Here is a 16,487-nt window from a genome sequence, read left to right on the forward strand (position 1 = left end):
TCAGGTTTTTTTCCGTTGATGCTCAAGATAAAGGCTTCTCGCCACGGATATCACTACGCTCAGGGCGAACAGAATGAACAGGCCGGTAACAAACCAAAATGTGCCGCCGGTTAACAGGCTACCCGCCCACGAATAGACGATAGTGGCAGGTAATTGTCCGATGCCGGTGGCGATGAAAAAATGGCGAAAGCGAATCGAGGTCAGGCCTGCTGCATAACTTACCGGGTCGAAGGGCACAAAAGGTAACAGGCGACAGATCAGAATTGTGTGCTTGCCATAGCGCTCGAAAAAAGCGTCCATGCTGTTTAGCACCGTTTTTCCGGTCAGTTTCTCCACCGCGCCGCGACCTAAAACGCGGGCAATAAAAAAGCACAGCGCCGCACCCACCATCGCGCTGCTCCAGGACAGTACGCCGCCCCAAAATGCGCCAAACAGTGAGGCATTGGCAAACGTAATAACAAAGGCAGGAAGGGGCGCGACGATGGCCTGCAGGATCATCAGGAAGAACGACACCACCGCGGCCTGGGTTCCGTAAGAACGAATGAAGTTCTCAACAGCATGCTGATCGAGCGTAGCAAACGCCGCCAGGCTGGCGTGGAGAAAGTCGCTCACGCCTGGTATCCACGCCCATGCGATTAGCGCGAGCAGCAGCAGAGCAAGCAAGCTTACCCGGTAATAGCGTGTCAGCCGCGGTGTATTCATTTTGAACATTTACCCGTGCACTCATGACGGGACGATGGATCGATATGCTTATACCTGGCCCAGGCTTTGGCGGCCTGAACGAGGGCGAATAACACCAGCCCCGCAATGCTGAGCGTACCGATAAATGCCCAGCTAATCCCTTCGCTGGCCAGTTCGTGCGACATCAGCGTATAAATGAAGATGCCGGGCAAGGTGGTTACCACAGATACCACGGTAAATGACCAGAACGGAATCGCCGTCAGCCCATAAGCGTAGTTTTGAATGTTATAGGGGAACAGCGGCACGAGCCGAGTCAGGATCAGAAAGTCTACTCCGCTATGCGCAATGCCTTTTTCGATAGCCTGAAACGTCGCTGTGTGCCCAACGTATTTTTGCAGTAGATCCCGACCAAGCCAGCGAGCCAGCAAAAACGACAGCGCCGAGGCAACGGTTGCCGCCACTAACGAGATGAGCGTTCCTGTCACGGGACCAAATAGCACCCCGCCGACGATCACCAGGATACTGCCTGGGATCAGACACAGCGCAGCAACAATAAACAACAGGATATAAAGCGTATAGCCGAACATACCGCTTTGGCGGATGACGTCTCGTAAATGATGGAAATTGGTTATCAGGTCGGTCAGACCATAATGATGGAAAACTCCCGCCAGAACGCAGAACAGGACCGCGACAATCAGCAGCCGGTATTCTGCTTTATGCGAACTTCTTTTTCATGGGGGTTCTCCTGTAAAACCGAGTGCAATGCAGCATTTTCGTCAGCGAAAAGTGCGCGGGAAGATATAATAAATTCCCGGCCGTAACAATGTATTACCGTCGCTTTATTGATTTTGCACAGAATAAACAGACTCTCCAGGCCGGGCCCGGAGAGTGAAAAGACGCAGAAGGTCAGACGCGGAATTTAGCCCATACAGGCGCATGATCGGACGGTTTTTCCATGCTGCGAATTTCATAGTCGATGCCGGTTTCTTCGCAGCGCTCCGCCAGTGGGTTGCTCGCCAGCAGAAGATCGATACGCAGGCCACGGTTATCGTCAAAGCCTTTTGAGCGGTAATCAAACCACGAGAACTGGTCGTTCTTTTCAGGATAAGCGTGGCGATAGGTATCTACCAGACCCCAGCCCAGCAGGCGCTCCATCCACTCGCGCTCTTCCGGCAGGAAGGAACATTTACCGGTCCGCAGCCAGCGTTTACGGTTCTCTTCGCCGATGCCGATATCGAGGTCGGTAGGGCTGATATTCATATCGCCCATGATCAACACCGGATTGTCGCGTTTCAGTTCTGTCTCCAGATAGTTTTGTAGGTTCTGATAAAACGCGGCTTTGGCCGGGAATTTAGTTTCATGGTCACGGCTTTCGCCCTGCGGGAAATAGCCGTTGATCACCGTGATGCTGCCCAGCGGGGATGGAATTTCCGCCATGATGATACGACGCTGCGCTTCCTCGCCATCGCCCGGGAAGCCACGACGCACCGCGATTGGCGTTTCTTTCGTTAACAGCGCCACGCCGTAATGACCTTTCTGTCCATGATAAAAGACGTTGTAACCGAGCTTTGCTACCTCTTCGAGAGGGAACATATCGTCGTGGACCTTTGTCTCCTGTAAGCCAATAACATCCGGTTGGTGTTTTTCGACAATGGCTGCCAGTTGATGGGGACGGGCGCGCAGGCCGTTGATATTAAAAGAGACAAATTTCATAGTCGCTGCCACTTTGCAAGATGAATAGTGCAAGGATGGTAGCAGAATTTCCGCAGGCTGACTGCTTCTTGTCACCTGATTCCAACAATGATTGCTAATGGCGTTAACGATGGAGCAAAAACTGCACCGTTTTGGCGCGAAGCGCGTCGGAATAGGGCAATAATTTCCGATAAATTTCGTATACGATCACAATTTCAGAATTATATTTGGCGACTGAATAAAACTGCGTTTTTTCCTCTGTTTAGTCGCCGGATGCGCAAACATATTCACTTTATATGCACATATAGTGAATATCGCCACGTTGTAACCTGTTGATATTCCGTTACCAACCTCTGTTTATGCACTTTTTTCGCTGGCTGGCACGAACCCTGCAATCTACATTTACACCGCAAACACTATATTTATTAACATACAGATAACTTTTTATTTACCGTTGAGGTCGCTATGTCTCTGTCAATTACGCGTGAAAATTTTGATGAATGGATGATGCCCGTATACGCTCCGGCCCCTTTTATTCCGGTGCGTGGTGAAGGTTCACGTCTGTGGGACCAGCAGGGCAAAGAGTATATCGATTTCGCGGGAGGCATTGCGGTTAACGCGCTGGGTCACGCCCATCCGGCATTGCGCGATGCATTAAACGACCAGGCGAGCAAATTCTGGCATACGGGAAATGGCTACACCAACGAGCCGGTGCTGCGTCTGGCGAAAAAGTTAATTGACGCCACCTTCGCCGAGCGCATTTTCTTCTGTAACTCTGGCGCAGAGGCCAATGAAGCGGCACTAAAACTGGCGCGTAAATATGCTCACGATCGTTTTGGCAGCCAGAAGAGCGGCATTGTAGCGTTTAAAAATGCTTTCCATGGCCGCACGCTCTTTACCGTCAGCGCCGGAGGACAGCCTGCCTATTCACAGGATTTCGCACCGCTGCCGCCGGATATCCGTCATGCCGTATACAACGATCTCGACTCTGCCAGCCAACTGATTGATGACACCACCTGCGCGGTTATCGTGGAGCCGGTGCAGGGTGAAGGCGGCGTGGTGCCGGCAACGAATGCCTTTTTACAGGGGCTGCGTGAATTATGCGATCGCCATAATGCACTGCTGATATTTGATGAAGTTCAGACCGGCGTTGGCCGTACCGGAGAACTGTATGCCTATATGCACTATGGCGTTACGCCGGATCTACTGACGACAGCAAAAGCGTTGGGCGGTGGCTTTCCCATCGGCGCACTGCTGGCGACAGAGCATTGTGCCAGCGTGATGACGGTCGGTACGCACGGTACAACGTACGGCGGAAACCCGCTGGCCACGGCGGTGGCGGGCAAACTGCTGGAAATTGTTAACACGCCGGAAGTGCTCAACGGAGTGAAACAGCGCCACGACTGGTTTGTGGAGCGTATTAACGCCATTAACGAACCTTTTGGACTGTTTAGTGAAATTCGTGGACTCGGACTGCTGATCGGCTGCGTGCTGAACGCGGAATTTGCCGGGAAAGCGAAACTTATCTCGCAAGAAGCGGCCGTTGCCGGGGTGATGGTACTGATTGCTGGTGCTAACGTGGTGCGTTTTGCCCCTGCGTTAAACGTCAGTGAAGAAGAAGTCGCCACCGGGCTGGATCGCTTTGCGCTGGCCTGCGAACGCATTAAAGCAGGAGGTTCATCATGATGGTGATTCGTCCCATTGAACGCGCGGATATCACTGCGTTGATGCAGCTTGCCAGTAAGACCGGCGGCGGATTGACTTCGCTACCGGCGAATGAAGCTACGCTAATGGCGCGTATCGAACGTTCGCTACAAACCTGGCGCGGTGAGTTGCCAAAAAGTGAGCAAGGATATGTGTTTGTGCTGGAAGACAGCGCCAGCGGAACCGTGGCGGGGATTTGCGCCATCGAGGTGGCGGTGGGGCTTAACGACCCCTGGTACAACTACCGGGTCGGTACTCTGGTGCACGCGTCGAAAGAGCTGAACGTATACAACGCGCTGCCGACGCTGTTTCTGAGTAACGATCATACGGGCAGTAGCGAACTTTGCACTCTGTTTCTCGATCCGGACTGGCGTAAAGAGGGCAACGGTTATTTGCTGTCGAAGTCGCGTTTTATGTTTATGGCGGCCTTTCGCGATCGATTCAATGAGAAAGTCGTGGCCGAGATGCGCGGCGTGATCGATGAGCATGGCTACTCTCCGTTCTGGCAAAGCCTCGGCAAACGATTTTTCTCGATGGAGTTTAGCCGGGCGGATTTTCTCTGCGGAACCGGGCAAAAAGCATTCATTGCTGAACTGATGCCTAAGCATCCGATTTATACCCATTTCTTGTCTGATGAAGCGCAAAGCGTGATTGGTCAGGTACATCCGCAAACGGCTCCTGCTCGGGCAGTGCTGGAGAAAGAAGGGTTTCGCTACCGTAACTATGTCGATATTTTCGACGGCGGGCCGACCCTGGAATGTGATATTGACCGGGTGCGGGCTATCCGTAAAAGCCGACTGGTGGAGGTGGCTGAAGGGCAGCCTGCGCCGGGCGATTATCCAGCTTGTCTGGTTGCCAATGAAAATTATCAAAACTTCCGCGTCATGTTGGTTCGTGCCGACCCGGATACTCAGCGTCTGGTACTGACGGCGGCGCAACTGGACGCCCTGAAATGCCATGCGGGCGACCATGTACGTTTTGTGCGTCTTTGTGCAGAGGAGAAAACAGCATGACATTATGGATAAACGGCGACTGGGTGACCGGGCAGGGTGAGCGTCGGGTGAAAACCAATCCGGTAAGCGGTGATGCGCTGTGGCAGGGCAATGATGCCGATGCAACTCAGGTAGCACAGGCGTGTCGGGCCGCGCGCGCAGCCTTTACCGGTTGGGCTAAACAGCCCTTTAGCGCCCGTCAGACTATTGTTGAAAAGTTTGCTTCATTGCTGGAAAGCAATAAAGCCGAGCTGACCCAGATTATCGCCCGGGAAACCGGTAAACCTCATTGGGAAGCCGCGACTGAATTGACGGCGATGATCAATAAAATAGCTATCTCCGTGAAAGCTTATCATGCCCGTACCGGAGAGCAGCACAGCGAGTTACCGGATGGCGCGGCAACGTTGCGCCATCGCCCGCACGGCGTACTGGCGGTATTTGGCCCGTATAACTTCCCCGGCCATTTACCCAATGGTCATATTGTTCCGGCACTGCTGGCAGGCAATACGTTGATTTTCAAACCCAGCGAGCTGACGCCGTGGACCGGCGAAGCCGTGACAAAGCTGTGGGAGCTGGCGGGATTGCCGCCTGGCGTGCTGAACCTGGTGCAGGGCGGACGCGAAACGGGGCAGGCGCTGAGCGCGCAGGAAGATCTTGATGGTCTGCTGTTTACCGGCAGTGCCAATACCGGTTATCAACTGCATCGACAGCTATCCGGCCAGCCGGAAAAAATCCTTGCCCTGGAAATGGGGGGCAACAACCCGCTGATTATTGAGAATCCGCAAGATATTGATGCCGCGGTGCATCTGACGATTCAATCCGCGTTTGTTACCGCCGGACAGCGTTGTACCTGCGCCCGCCGCCTGTTAGTTAAAAAAGGCGCGCAGGGGGATGCGTTCCTGGCGCGTCTGGTGGAGGTCAGCCAGCGTTTAATGCCCGGCAACTGGGATGCACAACCGCAGCCGTTTCTTGGCGGACTGATTTCCGAACAGGCTGCGCAGCACGTCTATGATGCCTGGCAGCGCCTGGAGTCGTTGGGTGGCCGTACGCTGCTGGCGCCACGTCTGGTGAAAGCCGGAACGTCACTGCTGGCCCCTGGTATTATCGAACTGACCGGGGCAGGAAACGTACCTGATGAAGAGGTTTTTGGTCCGCTGCTCGGCGTCTGGCGTTATGACAGCTTTGATGATGCAATTCGTATGGCGAACAACACCCGTTTTGGGCTGTCATGCGGCCTGGTGTCACCCGATCGCAGCCAGTTTGACCAATTGCTGCTGGAGGCGCGGGCTGGGATCGTCAACTGGAATAAGCCGTTAACTGGCGCGGCGAGCACAGCGCCGTTTGGCGGGGTTGGCGCGTCCGGGAACCATCGCGCGAGCGCGTGGTATGCCGCAGATTATTGCGCCTGGCCGATGGCAAGTCTGGAATCACCTGCCTTAACGCTGCCAACGGCGCTTAGCCCCGGACTGGATTTTTCTCGCGAGGATAAGCTATGAAAGCCCGTGAGGTAAATTTTGATGGTCTGGTGGGACTGACCCACCATTATGCGGGGCTGTCATTTGGTAATGAGGCCTCAACCAAACATCGTTTTCAGGTGTCGAACCCGCGTCTGGCGGCGAAACAGGGTCTGCTAAAGATGAAAGCGCTGGCGGATGCGGGATTTCCCCAGGCGGTGATCCCTCCCCACGAACGGCCTTATATTCCGGTATTGCGTCAGTTGGGGTTTCACGGCAGTGACGAACAGGTGCTGGAGAAGGTGGCGCGTCAGGCGCCTCACTGGCTTTCCTGCGCCAGCTCCGCATCGCCTATGTGGGTGGCGAACGCGGCAACGGTCTGCCCTTCGGCAGATTCGCTGGACGGGAAAGTACATCTGACAGTGGCGAATCTGAATAATAAGTTCCACCGTTCGCTGGAAGCGCCAACTACCGAAGCATTGTTACGGGCAATTTTCCGTGATGAGAATAGCTTTGCGGTCCACGGCGCGTTGCCTCAGGTTGCGCTTTTCGGTGATGAAGGGGCGGCAAACCATAACCGCCTCGGTGGAGATTACGGTGACCCTGGCGTACAGCTATTCGTTTACGGTCGTGAAGAAGGGAATGCCTCCCAGCCGAAGCGCTATCCGGCGAGGCAATCCCGTGAGGCCAGCGAAGCGGTCGCACGACTGAATCAGGTTAACCCGCATCAGCGCATTTTTGCCCAGCAAAACCCGGACGTCATCGATCTTGGCGTGTTTCATAACGATGTGATTGCGGTATCGAATCGTCAGGTGCTGTTTTGTCATCAACAGGCATTTGTCAGACAGCAGGCGTTGTTAGAGCAGTTACGCAGCCAGGTGGCTGGATTTACTCCGCTGGAAGTTCCGGCTGCGGAAGTGTCGGTGCAGGATGCGGTCACTACCTATCTGTTTAACAGTCAGTTACTCAGCCGGGTTGACGGTTCGATGATGCTGGTCCTGCCGCAGGAATGTCGGGAGCATGCGGGCGTGTGGCGGTATTTGAACCGTCTGCTCGAGGAAGACAATCCGATCGATGACCTACGGGTATTCGACCTGCGCGAAAGTATGTCCAACGGCGGCGGTCCGGCATGTTTGCGCCTGAGAGTGGTGCTTACCCCACAAGAGCTGCAGGTGGTGAACCCAGCGGTTATTATGAACGACACGCTGTTTAACACGTTGAATAACTGGGTTGACCGTTACTACCGCGATCGTCTTACCGCCGCGGATCTTGCCGACCCGCAGCTGTTGCGCGAGGGGCGTGAAGCGCTGGATACGCTGACGCAATTGCTCAATCTCGGCTCTGTGTATCCTTTCCAGCAGGAGAGGACCAGTCATGGATAATTTTCTGACCCAAACGCTTAACGGGAAAATCCCCGAGCAAATCCAGGGCACAGCACATGGTTTTACCTGGCAGTGGGTGGGGCGCGGGATTCTGGAACTGACGCCGAATGCACCCGTTGAACAGTCTCTGGTGCTGTCTGCGGGGATCCATGGCAATGAAACGGCCCCGGTAGAGATTCTCGAATCATTGCTTTCCAGGCTGTTTAGCGGCGAGCTGGCACTGACATGGCGACTGCTGGTGATTCTGGGAAACCCGCAGGCGCTGGCAGCGGGAAAACGTTATTGCCATAGTGACCTTAACCGGATGTTTGGCGGTCGTTGGCAGATTTTTGCCGCGAGTGAAGAAACGCACCGCGCCCACGAGCTTGAGCTGTGTCTGGAAGATTTCTATTCGCGGGCAAAAGAGCCAGTACGCTGGCATCTGGATCTGCACACCGCGATCCGCGGGTCACAGCATCTGCGCTTTGGCGTGTTGCCACAACGCAACGTTGCCTGGGACGAAGATTTTCTGGGATGGCTGGGTGATGCAGGGCTGGAGGCGCTGGTTTTCCATCAGAAACCTGGCGGCACGTTTACCCATTTTAGCGCCGAACATTTTGGCGCGCTGGCCTGTACGCTGGAGCTGGGTAAAGCGCTACCGTTTGGACAAAACGATCTGGCCCAGTTTTCGCAGACGTCAGATGCGCTGGCGAAGCTGCTGCGGGGCGAGCGAATGGCTTGCGGAGAAACATCCCCGCTGCGTTACCGCGTGGTGTCGCAAATTACGCGGCGTAGTGATGATTTCATTCTCCATATGGATAACCAGACGCTCAACTTTACCCCTTTTAAAGAGGGAACTTTGCTTGCGCAGGACGGGGATGAACGTTTTATCGTCACCCATGATGTTGAATACGTTCTCTTTCCGAACCCTAACGTGGCCTGTGGCTTACGTGCCGGATTGATGCTGGAAAAATTGTGACGAATATATTTGCCCTGCAGGTTTATCCTTAAGGGCATATTTTGCGTGCTGTTTTTATTTATTACAGATTATTCCTGGTGAATTGCTTTCTTAATAATCAGGGTTCAGGTATAGTTCTTCATAATCCCTTCAAAATCATCCTGTTGTAATTTTTCATTGCAACTCTGCGCAATTAATTCTTTTTTTCTCCATAATTGATGAAAGTTTGTTTTTTACACTTTCACTGTTTTACCGTTGCTCTGATTAATTGACGCTTAAGCCGGTAAAGTTAATCTCGTCAACACGACATCACATTGCATAAGAGTCGCATGAGTGTCGTAAAAATAACTGAAAGAAAGGATAGAAATTATGCGTAAACTGACTGCTCTGTTTGTTGCCTCTACCCTGGCGCTGGGCGCTGCTAACCTGGCACACGCCGCTGACACGACAACAGCTGCGCCAGCGGATGCCAAACCGATGATGCACCACAACGGCAAATTCGCCCCGCATCATGACATGATGTTCAAAGACCTGAACCTGACCGACGCACAGAAACAGCAGATTCGCGAAATCATGAAAGGTCAGCGCGATCAGATGAAACGTCCACCGCTGGAAGAGCGCCGCGCAATGCACGACATCATTGCCAGCGATAGCTTCGATAAAGCAAAAGCAGAAGCGCAAATTGCGAAGATGGAAGAACAGCGCAAAGCCAATATGCTGGCGCATATGGAAACCCAGAACAAGATTTACAACATCCTGACGCCGGAACAGAAAAAGCAGTTTAATGCCAATTTTGAGAAGCGTCTGACAGAACGTGCAGCGCAGAAAGGTAAAATGCCGCAAGCTGCTGAGTAATCGTTCAGCGTCTACACTAAATCATTCACGCTGTGTGTGCTGATTGCCGCGCAGTGTGAAACCAAACTCAAGACCGCCGCTCTTGTCCACAACACGTTTAACGAGGTGGGCAGGATCGGCGGTTTTTTCTTTACCGCCTCTTGCACCGCGCTTGTGACGCGTTATTCTCCTGAAGCCCGCGAAAATTCCACCTGGAAGGCGCTAATTTTTTTGCAAAACACCGGGTTCATCGCTAAGGCAAATCAACTCTGCTGCCGATAACAATAATCTGCAGGGTGAACAAAACAATGATGATTTATGGCTGCCTGTTATGGCGGGCTGCCGTGCTGCGCCTTTCTGGAGGGATGATGGAATACTTTGATATCCGCAAAATGCCGGTCAATCTGTGGCGAAATGGTGCGGGAGAAACGCGTGAAATTTGCTGTTTTCCGCCAGCAACACGAGATTTTCACTGGCGGGCGAGTATCGCCTCCATCGCAGCAAACGGTGAGTTTTCTCTTTTTCCCGGTGTAGAACGCGTGATTACCCTGCTGGAAGGCGGAGAAGTAACCCTGGAAGAGTCGAACACCTTCACGCATACCCTGAAACAGCATCAGCCTTTTACCTTTGCCGGTGACAAGGTGGTAAAAGCGAAGCTGACGGAAGGGCAGATGTCGATGGATTTTAATATCATGACCCGACGGGATGTCTGCCACGCGAAAGTCAGGGTGGCCGATCGCACCTTTACGACCTTTGGTTCGCGCGGCGGTGTGGTGTTCGTTATCAGCGGCGCCTGGCAACTGGGCGATAAGCTGTTGACGGCCGATCAGGGTGCAAGCTGGCACGATGGTAAACACACATTACGACTGCTGGAGCGTGAGGGGAAACTGCTGTTCAGTGAGATTAACTGGATGCCGGGGCATTCTCCGGACGCAGTTCAATAATATCATATTGACCAGACAGAACAGGCCGGCAGAGAATTTTGTAACCATCATGGTCAAAGCCGGCCGGCATACGCGCCAGTGTTGTCGCTTCATCCAGCGTAGAAACGGCCCCCAGCCACAGCCAGTTATTGATGATATGGTACTGCGTCATTTCAGCGCGGGTTTCCTGCAGCGCAATGGCATTGCTCCATGGCCAGCAGATCACGCGCACTCTTTCCAGTGCTTCTACCAGACGCAAATGATGCGCTTCAGGACTTTCCTTCCCACAGCAGGCTCCGGCACAGCGTTTAAGCGCGGAGCGAAAACAGGCGCGCCCGCGACTCAGGGGTTCCAGACCCAACAGGCCGTAGCACAGCTTTTGTTCATCGGCGAGACTTTGCAGCGTCTGTAGCGCCGCGCGGCGATTAGCAAACAGACCAAACAGATTGGGGGCGTGGGAGAAATCAATATCTCGTGCGTAGACAACCTGAACAGTCCGCTCGGTAAGCTGCAAGGCACAAAGTTGACGATTGCGTCGCAGTCGTTTGTTAAACAACGGCTGCTGTTCTTTGATAAGCCTTGCTTCCAGCAGCAGGGCGCCAATTTCTCCGGCCGTACAAATCCAGCTAATGCGTTTGGCCTGACGTAGCATGGCCGCTTCATCTGCGGTACGTAAATGCGCCAGCACGCGGCTGCGAATATTGACACTTTTACCAATATAAAGCGGCATGGTGTCGCTATCACTGTGAAACAGATAGACGCCGGGCGCGGTGGGAAGCTCACTCAAAAATGGGCGCAGGTGTTCGGGATATTCATAGATTGCCGCTGCCTCAAATGACAGGCGAGGGGCTGATTGACGCTGTACCACTGTTCACTCCGGATGCTGGTTATTCATCCAGTGTAGCAGCTTGAAGGCGATTAAAAAAGCGGCATGAGGTCAGCAGGCTAATGCCGGATTTCGTCAATACTGGCGCTATCCGGCATTATGAAGAGAAAAGGGTTACGCTTTTTTCCAGAAATCATCAAACACGGTGATCGGTGGACGGCGTTTGTGCTCAGTTTTTACGTACCAGCCTTCAATCTTTTTCGCGACGTCGGCAGCCAGCGCTTTTCCTTCCAGATAATCGTCGATGTTGTCGTAGGTGACGCCCAAAGCGGCTTCATCTGGCAGAGAAGGACGATCGTCTTCAAGATCGGCGGTTGGCGCTTTCTTATATAAATGCTCCGGGCAGCCCAGCGCCGCAAGCAACTGTTTACCCTGGCGTTTGTTCAGACGGAATAGAGGGTTAATGTCGGTACCGCCATCGCCGTATTTAGTGAAAAATCCGGTGATGGCTTCCGCTGCATGATCGGTACCCACAACAACGCCGCTGGTCATGCCGGCGATGCTGTATTGTGCCTTCATGCGTTCACGGGCTTTTTCATTGCCACGCACAAAATCGCTCAGCTCAATACCCGCCTCACGCAGAGCCTGCTCGCTGGCCAGCACCGCGCCCTTGATATTAACAGTGAGTACGCGGTCCGGTTGAATGAAGGCGATGGCGTCCTGACAGTCCTGTTCATCGGCCTGAACGCCATACGGTAGGCGCACGGCAATAAACTGCAACGCGTCATTCCCCGTTTCGTTGCGAAGCTCGGATATCGCCATTTGACACAGTTTTCCAGCGAGCGTCGAGTCTTGTCCGCCGCTAATTCCCAACACCAGCGATTTCAGAAAGGGGTAGGTCTGCAGATAGGATTTCAGGAAATCCACGCTGCGGCGAATTTCTTCTTCTGCATTGATGTGCGGTTTTGCGCCAAGCGCCTGAATTATCTCTTGCTGCAGAGTCATTTAACCCCCTCCTAAAATAAAAATGATCAAAAAAATGATGTGTTAAAGCTAACGCGTTGAGGCCCAAACGACAAGGGATCCGAGCCTGATATCGCAGGATTTTGTTTTAATATACCCGTCATACTTCAAGTTGCATGTGCGTTGGCTGCGCTCGTTCTCCCCGGTCACTTACTTTAGTAAGCTCCTGGGGATTCACTCCCTTGCCGCCTTCCTGCAACTCGAATTATTTAGGGTATAGAATTTTCCGAAACTACCTAAGTATCATCTGATTGCTTGAAAAATGCGTTGTTGTGCTCCAGGCTTATATAACACGCTGAAATAAAAGAGGACGGAATATGAACAAGAATCTAACAGGAATTCTGAGCGCAGCGGCTGTTTTGACTATGCTGGCAGGGTGTACGGCCTACGACCGTACCAAAGACCAATTTGTTCAGCCCGTGGTGAAAGATGTGAAGAAAGGGATGAGCCGGGCGCAGGTGGCGCAGATTGCCGGTAAACCTTCTTCTGAAGTCAGTATGATCCATGCACGTGGGACATGCCAGACCTACATCCTGGGTCAACGAGATGGTAAAGCTGAAACCTATTTTGTTGCTCTGGACGACACCGGACACGTGATTAACTCTGGTTATCAGACCTGTGCAGAGTACGACACCGACCCGCAGGCGGCGAAGAAGTAACAACTGTTTATTGCCTGAGCACACAGAAGAACCGGCCATCGCGCCGGTTTTTTTGTGCCACACGATCTTATTTATTGCCGCGAATTATTTGCCCGAAATGTGAGGGGGGTCATAACGACAGGTCAAGGAGAGACAATTTAGTTGGTCAAGGAAATACCATCCATCGGTGCAATCCCGTATACTCATTTCAGCCACCTAAAAAAGTAATTTAGCTGACGCAAGTTACCCAGAGCATGGATGCAGGTTATGGCTTGCGGAGTGTCTGGTTGACAGATAATCGCATATGAGGATCGTTTTAATGGAAAAGAAACACATTTATCTGTTTTGTTCTGCGGGCATGTCGACTTCATTGTTGGTTTCGAAGATGCGTGCTCAGGCCGAAAAATACGAAGTACCGGTTATTATTGAAGCGTTTCCTGAGACGCTGGCCGGAGAAAAAGGTCCAGCGGCCGATGTTGTATTATTAGGTCCACAAATTGCTTATATGTTGCCCGAAATTCAGCGCTTGTTACCCAACAAGCCTGTGGAAGTGATTGACTCGCTGCTGTATGGCAAAGTCGATGGTTTAGGCGTGCTTAAGGCTGCAGTTGCAGCAATTAAAAAAGCCGCAGCAAATTAATTATTTTATTTTAATTTTTCCCGTCAAAGAGTTATTTCATTAACATTCACCGTAATTATCAATTGCGGTATTTAAGGGTATTTTTCTATGAGTAACGCTATTGCTTCACTTGAAAAGGTACTCCTTCCTTTTGCTGTAAAAATTGGAAAGCAGCCACACGTTAATGCAATCAAAAACGGCTTTATTCGTTTAATGCCGTTAACCCTCGCAGGGGCCATGTTTGTATTAATCAATAACGTTTTCCTGAGCTTTGGGGAGGGGTCGTTTTTTTATTCAATGGGTATTCGACTTGATGCCTCAACTATTGAAACGCTGAATAGTTTGAAAGGCATTGGTGGAAACGTCTATAACGGTACGCTGGGTATCATGTCCTTGATGGCGCCGTTCTTTATTGGCATGGCGCTGGCAGAAGAACGCAAAGTCGACTCACTGGCAGCCGGGCTGTTATCCGTCGCCGCGTTTATGACCGTAACGCCATATAGCGTGGGTGAAGCCTATGCCGTTGGCGCAAACTGGCTCGGCGGTGCCAATATTATTTCCGGTATTATTATCGGCCTCGCGGTCGCGGAAATGTTTACCTTTGTGGTCCGTCGCAATTGGGTTATTAAATTACCTGATAGCGTACCGACATCCGTATCGCGTTCTTTCTCTGCACTGATTCCTGGCTTCCTCATCCTCTCCATTATGGGGATCATCGCCTGGGCGTTGAACACCTGGGGTACGAACTTCCACCAGATCATCATGGATTCCATTTCAACTCCGCTGGCGTCATTGGGCAGCGTGGTGGGCTGGGCCTACGTGATTTTTGTTCCACTGCTGTGGTTCTTCGGTATTCACGGTTCTCTGGCGCTGACCGCGCTGGACAGCGGAATCATGACGCCATGGGCGCTGGAAAACATCTCCATCTACCAACAGTTTGGTTCCGTAGACGCCGCGCTGGAAGCCGGTAAGACGTTCCACGTCTGGGCGAAACCGATGCTCGACTCCTACATCTTCCTTGGAGGGAGCGGGGCAACGCTGGGTCTGATTATCGCTATCTTCCTGGCATCGCGTCGTCCTGACTATCGTCAGGTTGCTAAACTGGCGCTGCCATCAGGTCTGTTCCAGATTAACGAACCTATCCTGTTCGGTCTGCCGATCATCATGAACCCGGTGATGTTTATCCCATTCATTCTGGTTCAGCCGATTCTGGCGGCGATTACGTTGGCAGCTTATTACTCAGGCATTATTCCACCGATTACCAACATTGCACCGTGGACTATGCCAACCGGTTTGGGCGCGTTCTTTAACACCAACGGTAGCGTCGCTGCTCTGCTGGTCGCGCTGTTCAACCTCGGTATCGCAACGCTGGTTTACCTGCCATTCGTGGTGGTAGCCAATAAAGCGCAGAACGTTATTGATCAAGAAGAAAGCGAAGAAGATATCGCTAACGCATTGAAATTCTAAATTTAATCCGGCATGGCTTCACGGTCATGCCGGACTGAACCAGAGGAAAAAAGTATGTTGGATATCGAAAACATCGTCGACACGCAGTCAGAAGCAGAAGAATTTGAAGAAGTGGTGATGGGCCTCATCATCAATTCCGGTCAGGCGCGTAGCCTGGCGTACGGCGCGCTCAAAATGGCCAAGCAAGGTGATTTCGAGTCGGCTAAGGCCATGATGGACCAGTCTCGCCTGGCGCTGAACGAAGCGCACCTCGTGCAAACGAAACTGATTGAAGGCGATCAGGGCGAAGGTAAAATGAAAGTTAGCCTGGTGCTGGTCCACGCGCAGGACCACCTGATGACATCAATGCTGGCGCGTGAGCTGGTGACTGAACTGATTGAGCTTCACGAAAAGCTGAAATAGCGAGGAGTGCATAATGCAGCTACAGATTAACGCACCGGAAATCAAGACCGTCTATGAGCAGCAGCTATTTAATGGCAAAAATTTCCATGTGTTCATCTATAACAAAACTGAGAGCATCAGCGGGCTGCATCAGCATGACTACTATGAATTCACCCTGGTGTTAACCGGGCGCTATTATCAGGAAATCAACGGCAAACGCGTACTGCTCGAACGTGGAGACTTTGTCTTTATCCCGTTGGGATCGCACCACCAAAGTTTTTATGATTTTGGTGCAACAAGGATCCTTAACGTCGGCATCAGTAAACGTTTTTTTGAACAGCACTATCACCCGCTGCTGCCATTTTGTTTTGTTGCATCGCAGGTCTATCACGCGAATAACGCGTTTCTTACCTATATTGAAACGGTTATTGCATCACTGAACTTTCGTGAGAGCGGACTCGATGAATTTGTAGAAGTGGTCACCTTCTATATTATTAATCGGTTACGCCATCATCGCGAAGAGCAGGTGTTGGATGATATTCCGCAGTGGCTCAAAATAACCGTCGAGACCATGCACGACAAACGGCAGTTTAGCGAGAATGCGCTGGAAAATATGGTACACCTGTCCGCGAAATCCCAGGAGTATCTGACCCGCGCGACCCAGCGTTATTACAGCAAAACGCCGATGCAGATCATCAATGAAATCCGCATTAACTTTGCTAAAAAACAGCTGGAAATGACTAACTACTCTGTAACGGATATTGCTTATGAGTCTGGCTACAGTAGTCCAAGCCTGTTTATTAAAACGTTTAAAAAGCTGACGTCATTTACACCTAATAGCTATCGTAAGAAATTAACTGAATTTAATCAGTAGATATTATTTGCCAATAACCCATTTTTTATAGCTTGCCCAAAATAGCGTCGGGACAGCCAC

General features: G+C 52.0%; 17 protein-coding genes. 12 read left to right on the forward strand and 5 right to left on the reverse strand.

The features are described 5' to 3' along the window. The 3 genes from OGV77_RS14210 to xthA all read right to left on the reverse strand — a co-directional run bounded on the left by OGV77_RS14210 (position 1) and on the right by xthA (position 2,394). Positions 1-711: a TVP38/TMEM64 family protein gene (locus OGV77_RS14210; RefSeq protein WP_075146054.1), complete on the reverse strand. Its 711-nt coding sequence runs from the start codon at positions 709-711 to the stop codon at positions 1-3. Then, entirely contained in the window at positions 699-1,364 is a 666-nt protein-coding gene (locus OGV77_RS14215; RefSeq protein WP_170928009.1) for a TVP38/TMEM64 family protein, read from the reverse strand. The genes OGV77_RS14210 and OGV77_RS14215 overlap by 13 nt, the downstream gene beginning before the upstream one ends. A gap of 223 nt (positions 1,365-1,587) precedes the next feature. Continuing rightward, positions 1,588-2,394: an exodeoxyribonuclease III gene (gene xthA, locus OGV77_RS14220; RefSeq protein ID WP_043016615.1), complete on the reverse strand. Its 807-nt coding sequence runs from the start codon at positions 2,392-2,394 to the stop codon at positions 1,588-1,590. 444 nt (positions 2,395-2,838) lie between these two features. Here xthA and astC point away from each other — a divergent pair, with 444 nt between their 5' ends. From astC to ves, 7 genes are all read left to right on the forward strand, one after another. After that, positions 2,839-4,059 (forward strand): succinylornithine/acetylornithine transaminase, encoded by a 1,221-nt coding sequence (gene astC / locus OGV77_RS14225; protein WP_075146056.1) that lies wholly within the window; start codon positions 2,839-2,841, stop codon positions 4,057-4,059. Next, complete coding sequence (astA, locus tag OGV77_RS14230) at positions 4,056-5,090, forward strand: arginine N-succinyltransferase (protein WP_043016613.1); 1,035 nt, start codon at positions 4,056-4,058, stop codon at positions 5,088-5,090. The genes astC and astA overlap by 4 nt, the downstream gene beginning before the upstream one ends. After that, complete coding sequence (astD, locus tag OGV77_RS14235; RefSeq protein WP_087050655.1) at positions 5,087-6,565, forward strand: succinylglutamate-semialdehyde dehydrogenase; 1,479 nt, start codon at positions 5,087-5,089, stop codon at positions 6,563-6,565. Before astA ends, astD begins: the two co-directional genes overlap by 4 nt. Continuing rightward, positions 6,562-7,905: an N-succinylarginine dihydrolase gene (gene astB / locus OGV77_RS14240; RefSeq protein ID WP_087050654.1), complete on the forward strand. Its 1,344-nt coding sequence runs from the start codon at positions 6,562-6,564 to the stop codon at positions 7,903-7,905. The genes astD and astB overlap by 4 nt, the downstream gene beginning before the upstream one ends. Further along, a complete protein-coding gene (gene astE / locus OGV77_RS14245; protein WP_087050653.1) occupies positions 7,898-8,863 on the forward strand; it encodes a succinylglutamate desuccinylase in 966 nt (321 codons plus the stop codon). Before astB ends, astE begins: the two co-directional genes overlap by 8 nt. Positions 8,864-9,211: 348 nt before the next feature. After that, positions 9,212-9,697 carry an ATP-independent periplasmic protein-refolding chaperone Spy gene (gene spy, locus OGV77_RS14250; protein ID WP_003030629.1) on the forward strand — a complete coding sequence of 162 codons (486 nt, stop codon included), beginning with the start codon at positions 9,212-9,214 and terminating at the stop codon, positions 9,695-9,697. A 347-nt stretch (positions 9,698-10,044) separates the two neighbouring features. Then, entirely contained in the window at positions 10,045-10,620 is a 576-nt protein-coding gene (gene ves, locus OGV77_RS14255; protein WP_087050689.1) for an environmental stress-induced protein Ves, read from the forward strand. On the opposite strand, the gene cho is transcribed toward ves, so the two are convergent. Continuing rightward, positions 10,580-11,467, reverse strand: a complete 888-nt coding sequence (cho, locus tag OGV77_RS14260) for an excinuclease Cho (protein WP_080625083.1) — start codon at positions 11,465-11,467, stop codon at positions 10,580-10,582. The two genes, ves and cho, sit on opposite strands and share 41 nt — an antisense overlap. 132 nt (positions 11,468-11,599) lie before the next feature. Continuing rightward, positions 11,600-12,430 (reverse strand): NAD(+) synthase, encoded by an 831-nt coding sequence (gene nadE, locus OGV77_RS14265; RefSeq protein ID WP_043016607.1) that lies wholly within the window; start codon positions 12,428-12,430, stop codon positions 11,600-11,602. Between the two features lie 335 nt (positions 12,431-12,765). On the opposite strand from nadE, the gene osmE reads away from it, so the two are divergent. The 5 genes from osmE (at position 12,766) to chbR (ending at position 16,427) form a co-directional block, all read left to right on the forward strand. After that, positions 12,766-13,107 (forward strand): osmotically-inducible lipoprotein OsmE, encoded by a 342-nt coding sequence (gene osmE / locus OGV77_RS14270; protein ID WP_003030621.1) that lies wholly within the window; start codon positions 12,766-12,768, stop codon positions 13,105-13,107. Between the two features lie 298 nt (positions 13,108-13,405). Next, positions 13,406-13,726 (forward strand): PTS N,N'-diacetylchitobiose transporter subunit IIB, encoded by a 321-nt coding sequence (gene chbB / locus OGV77_RS14275; RefSeq protein WP_003030620.1) that lies wholly within the window; start codon positions 13,406-13,408, stop codon positions 13,724-13,726. Positions 13,727-13,813: 87 nt separating this feature from the next. After that, complete coding sequence (chbC, locus tag OGV77_RS14280) at positions 13,814-15,172, forward strand: PTS N,N'-diacetylchitobiose transporter subunit IIC (RefSeq protein ID WP_003030619.1); 1,359 nt, start codon at positions 13,814-13,816, stop codon at positions 15,170-15,172. A 54-nt stretch (positions 15,173-15,226) separates the two neighbouring features. Further along, on the forward strand, positions 15,227-15,574 hold the full coding sequence (gene chbA / locus OGV77_RS14285; protein ID WP_286502819.1) for a PTS N,N'-diacetylchitobiose transporter subunit IIA: 348 nt from the start codon (positions 15,227-15,229) through the stop codon (positions 15,572-15,574). A 10-nt stretch (positions 15,575-15,584) separates the two neighbouring features. Further along, complete coding sequence (gene chbR, locus OGV77_RS14290; protein WP_087050652.1) at positions 15,585-16,427, forward strand: transcriptional regulator ChbR; 843 nt, start codon at positions 15,585-15,587, stop codon at positions 16,425-16,427. Positions 16,428-16,487 lie beyond the last annotated feature (60 nt).

Origin of the sequence: Citrobacter sp. Ce129 (genome assembly GCF_030334545.1) — a bacterium.
Lineage (GTDB): Bacteria > Pseudomonadota > Gammaproteobacteria > Enterobacterales > Enterobacteriaceae > Citrobacter > Citrobacter europaeus.

Excerpts from the sequence above, each read along its gene's own strand:
- OGV77_RS14210 (WP_075146054.1), bottom strand. The coding sequence starts at position 711 with ATGTTCAAAATGAATACACCGCGGCTGACACGCTATTACCGGGTAAGC.
- xthA (WP_043016615.1), bottom strand. The coding sequence starts at position 2,394 with ATGAAATTTGTCTCTTTTAATATCAACGGCCTGCGCGCCCGTCCCCAT.
- astC (WP_075146056.1), top strand. The coding sequence starts at position 2,839 with ATGTCTCTGTCAATTACGCGTGAAAATTTTGATGAATGGATGATGCCC.
- astA (WP_043016613.1), top strand. The coding sequence starts at position 4,056 with ATGATGGTGATTCGTCCCATTGAACGCGCGGATATCACTGCGTTGATG.
- astD (WP_087050655.1), top strand. The coding sequence starts at position 5,087 with ATGACATTATGGATAAACGGCGACTGGGTGACCGGGCAGGGTGAGCGT.
- astB (WP_087050654.1), top strand. The coding sequence starts at position 6,562 with ATGAAAGCCCGTGAGGTAAATTTTGATGGTCTGGTGGGACTGACCCAC.
- astE (WP_087050653.1), top strand. The coding sequence starts at position 7,898 with ATGGATAATTTTCTGACCCAAACGCTTAACGGGAAAATCCCCGAGCAA.
- spy (WP_003030629.1), top strand. The coding sequence starts at position 9,212 with ATGCGTAAACTGACTGCTCTGTTTGTTGCCTCTACCCTGGCGCTGGGC.
- ves (WP_087050689.1), top strand. The coding sequence starts at position 10,045 with ATGGAATACTTTGATATCCGCAAAATGCCGGTCAATCTGTGGCGAAAT.
- nadE (WP_043016607.1), bottom strand. The coding sequence starts at position 12,430 with ATGACTCTGCAGCAAGAGATAATTCAGGCGCTTGGCGCAAAACCGCAC.
- osmE (WP_003030621.1), top strand. The coding sequence starts at position 12,766 with ATGAACAAGAATCTAACAGGAATTCTGAGCGCAGCGGCTGTTTTGACT.
- chbB (WP_003030620.1), top strand. The coding sequence starts at position 13,406 with ATGGAAAAGAAACACATTTATCTGTTTTGTTCTGCGGGCATGTCGACT.
- chbC (WP_003030619.1), top strand. The coding sequence starts at position 13,814 with ATGAGTAACGCTATTGCTTCACTTGAAAAGGTACTCCTTCCTTTTGCT.
- chbA (WP_286502819.1), top strand. The coding sequence starts at position 15,227 with ATGTTGGATATCGAAAACATCGTCGACACGCAGTCAGAAGCAGAAGAA.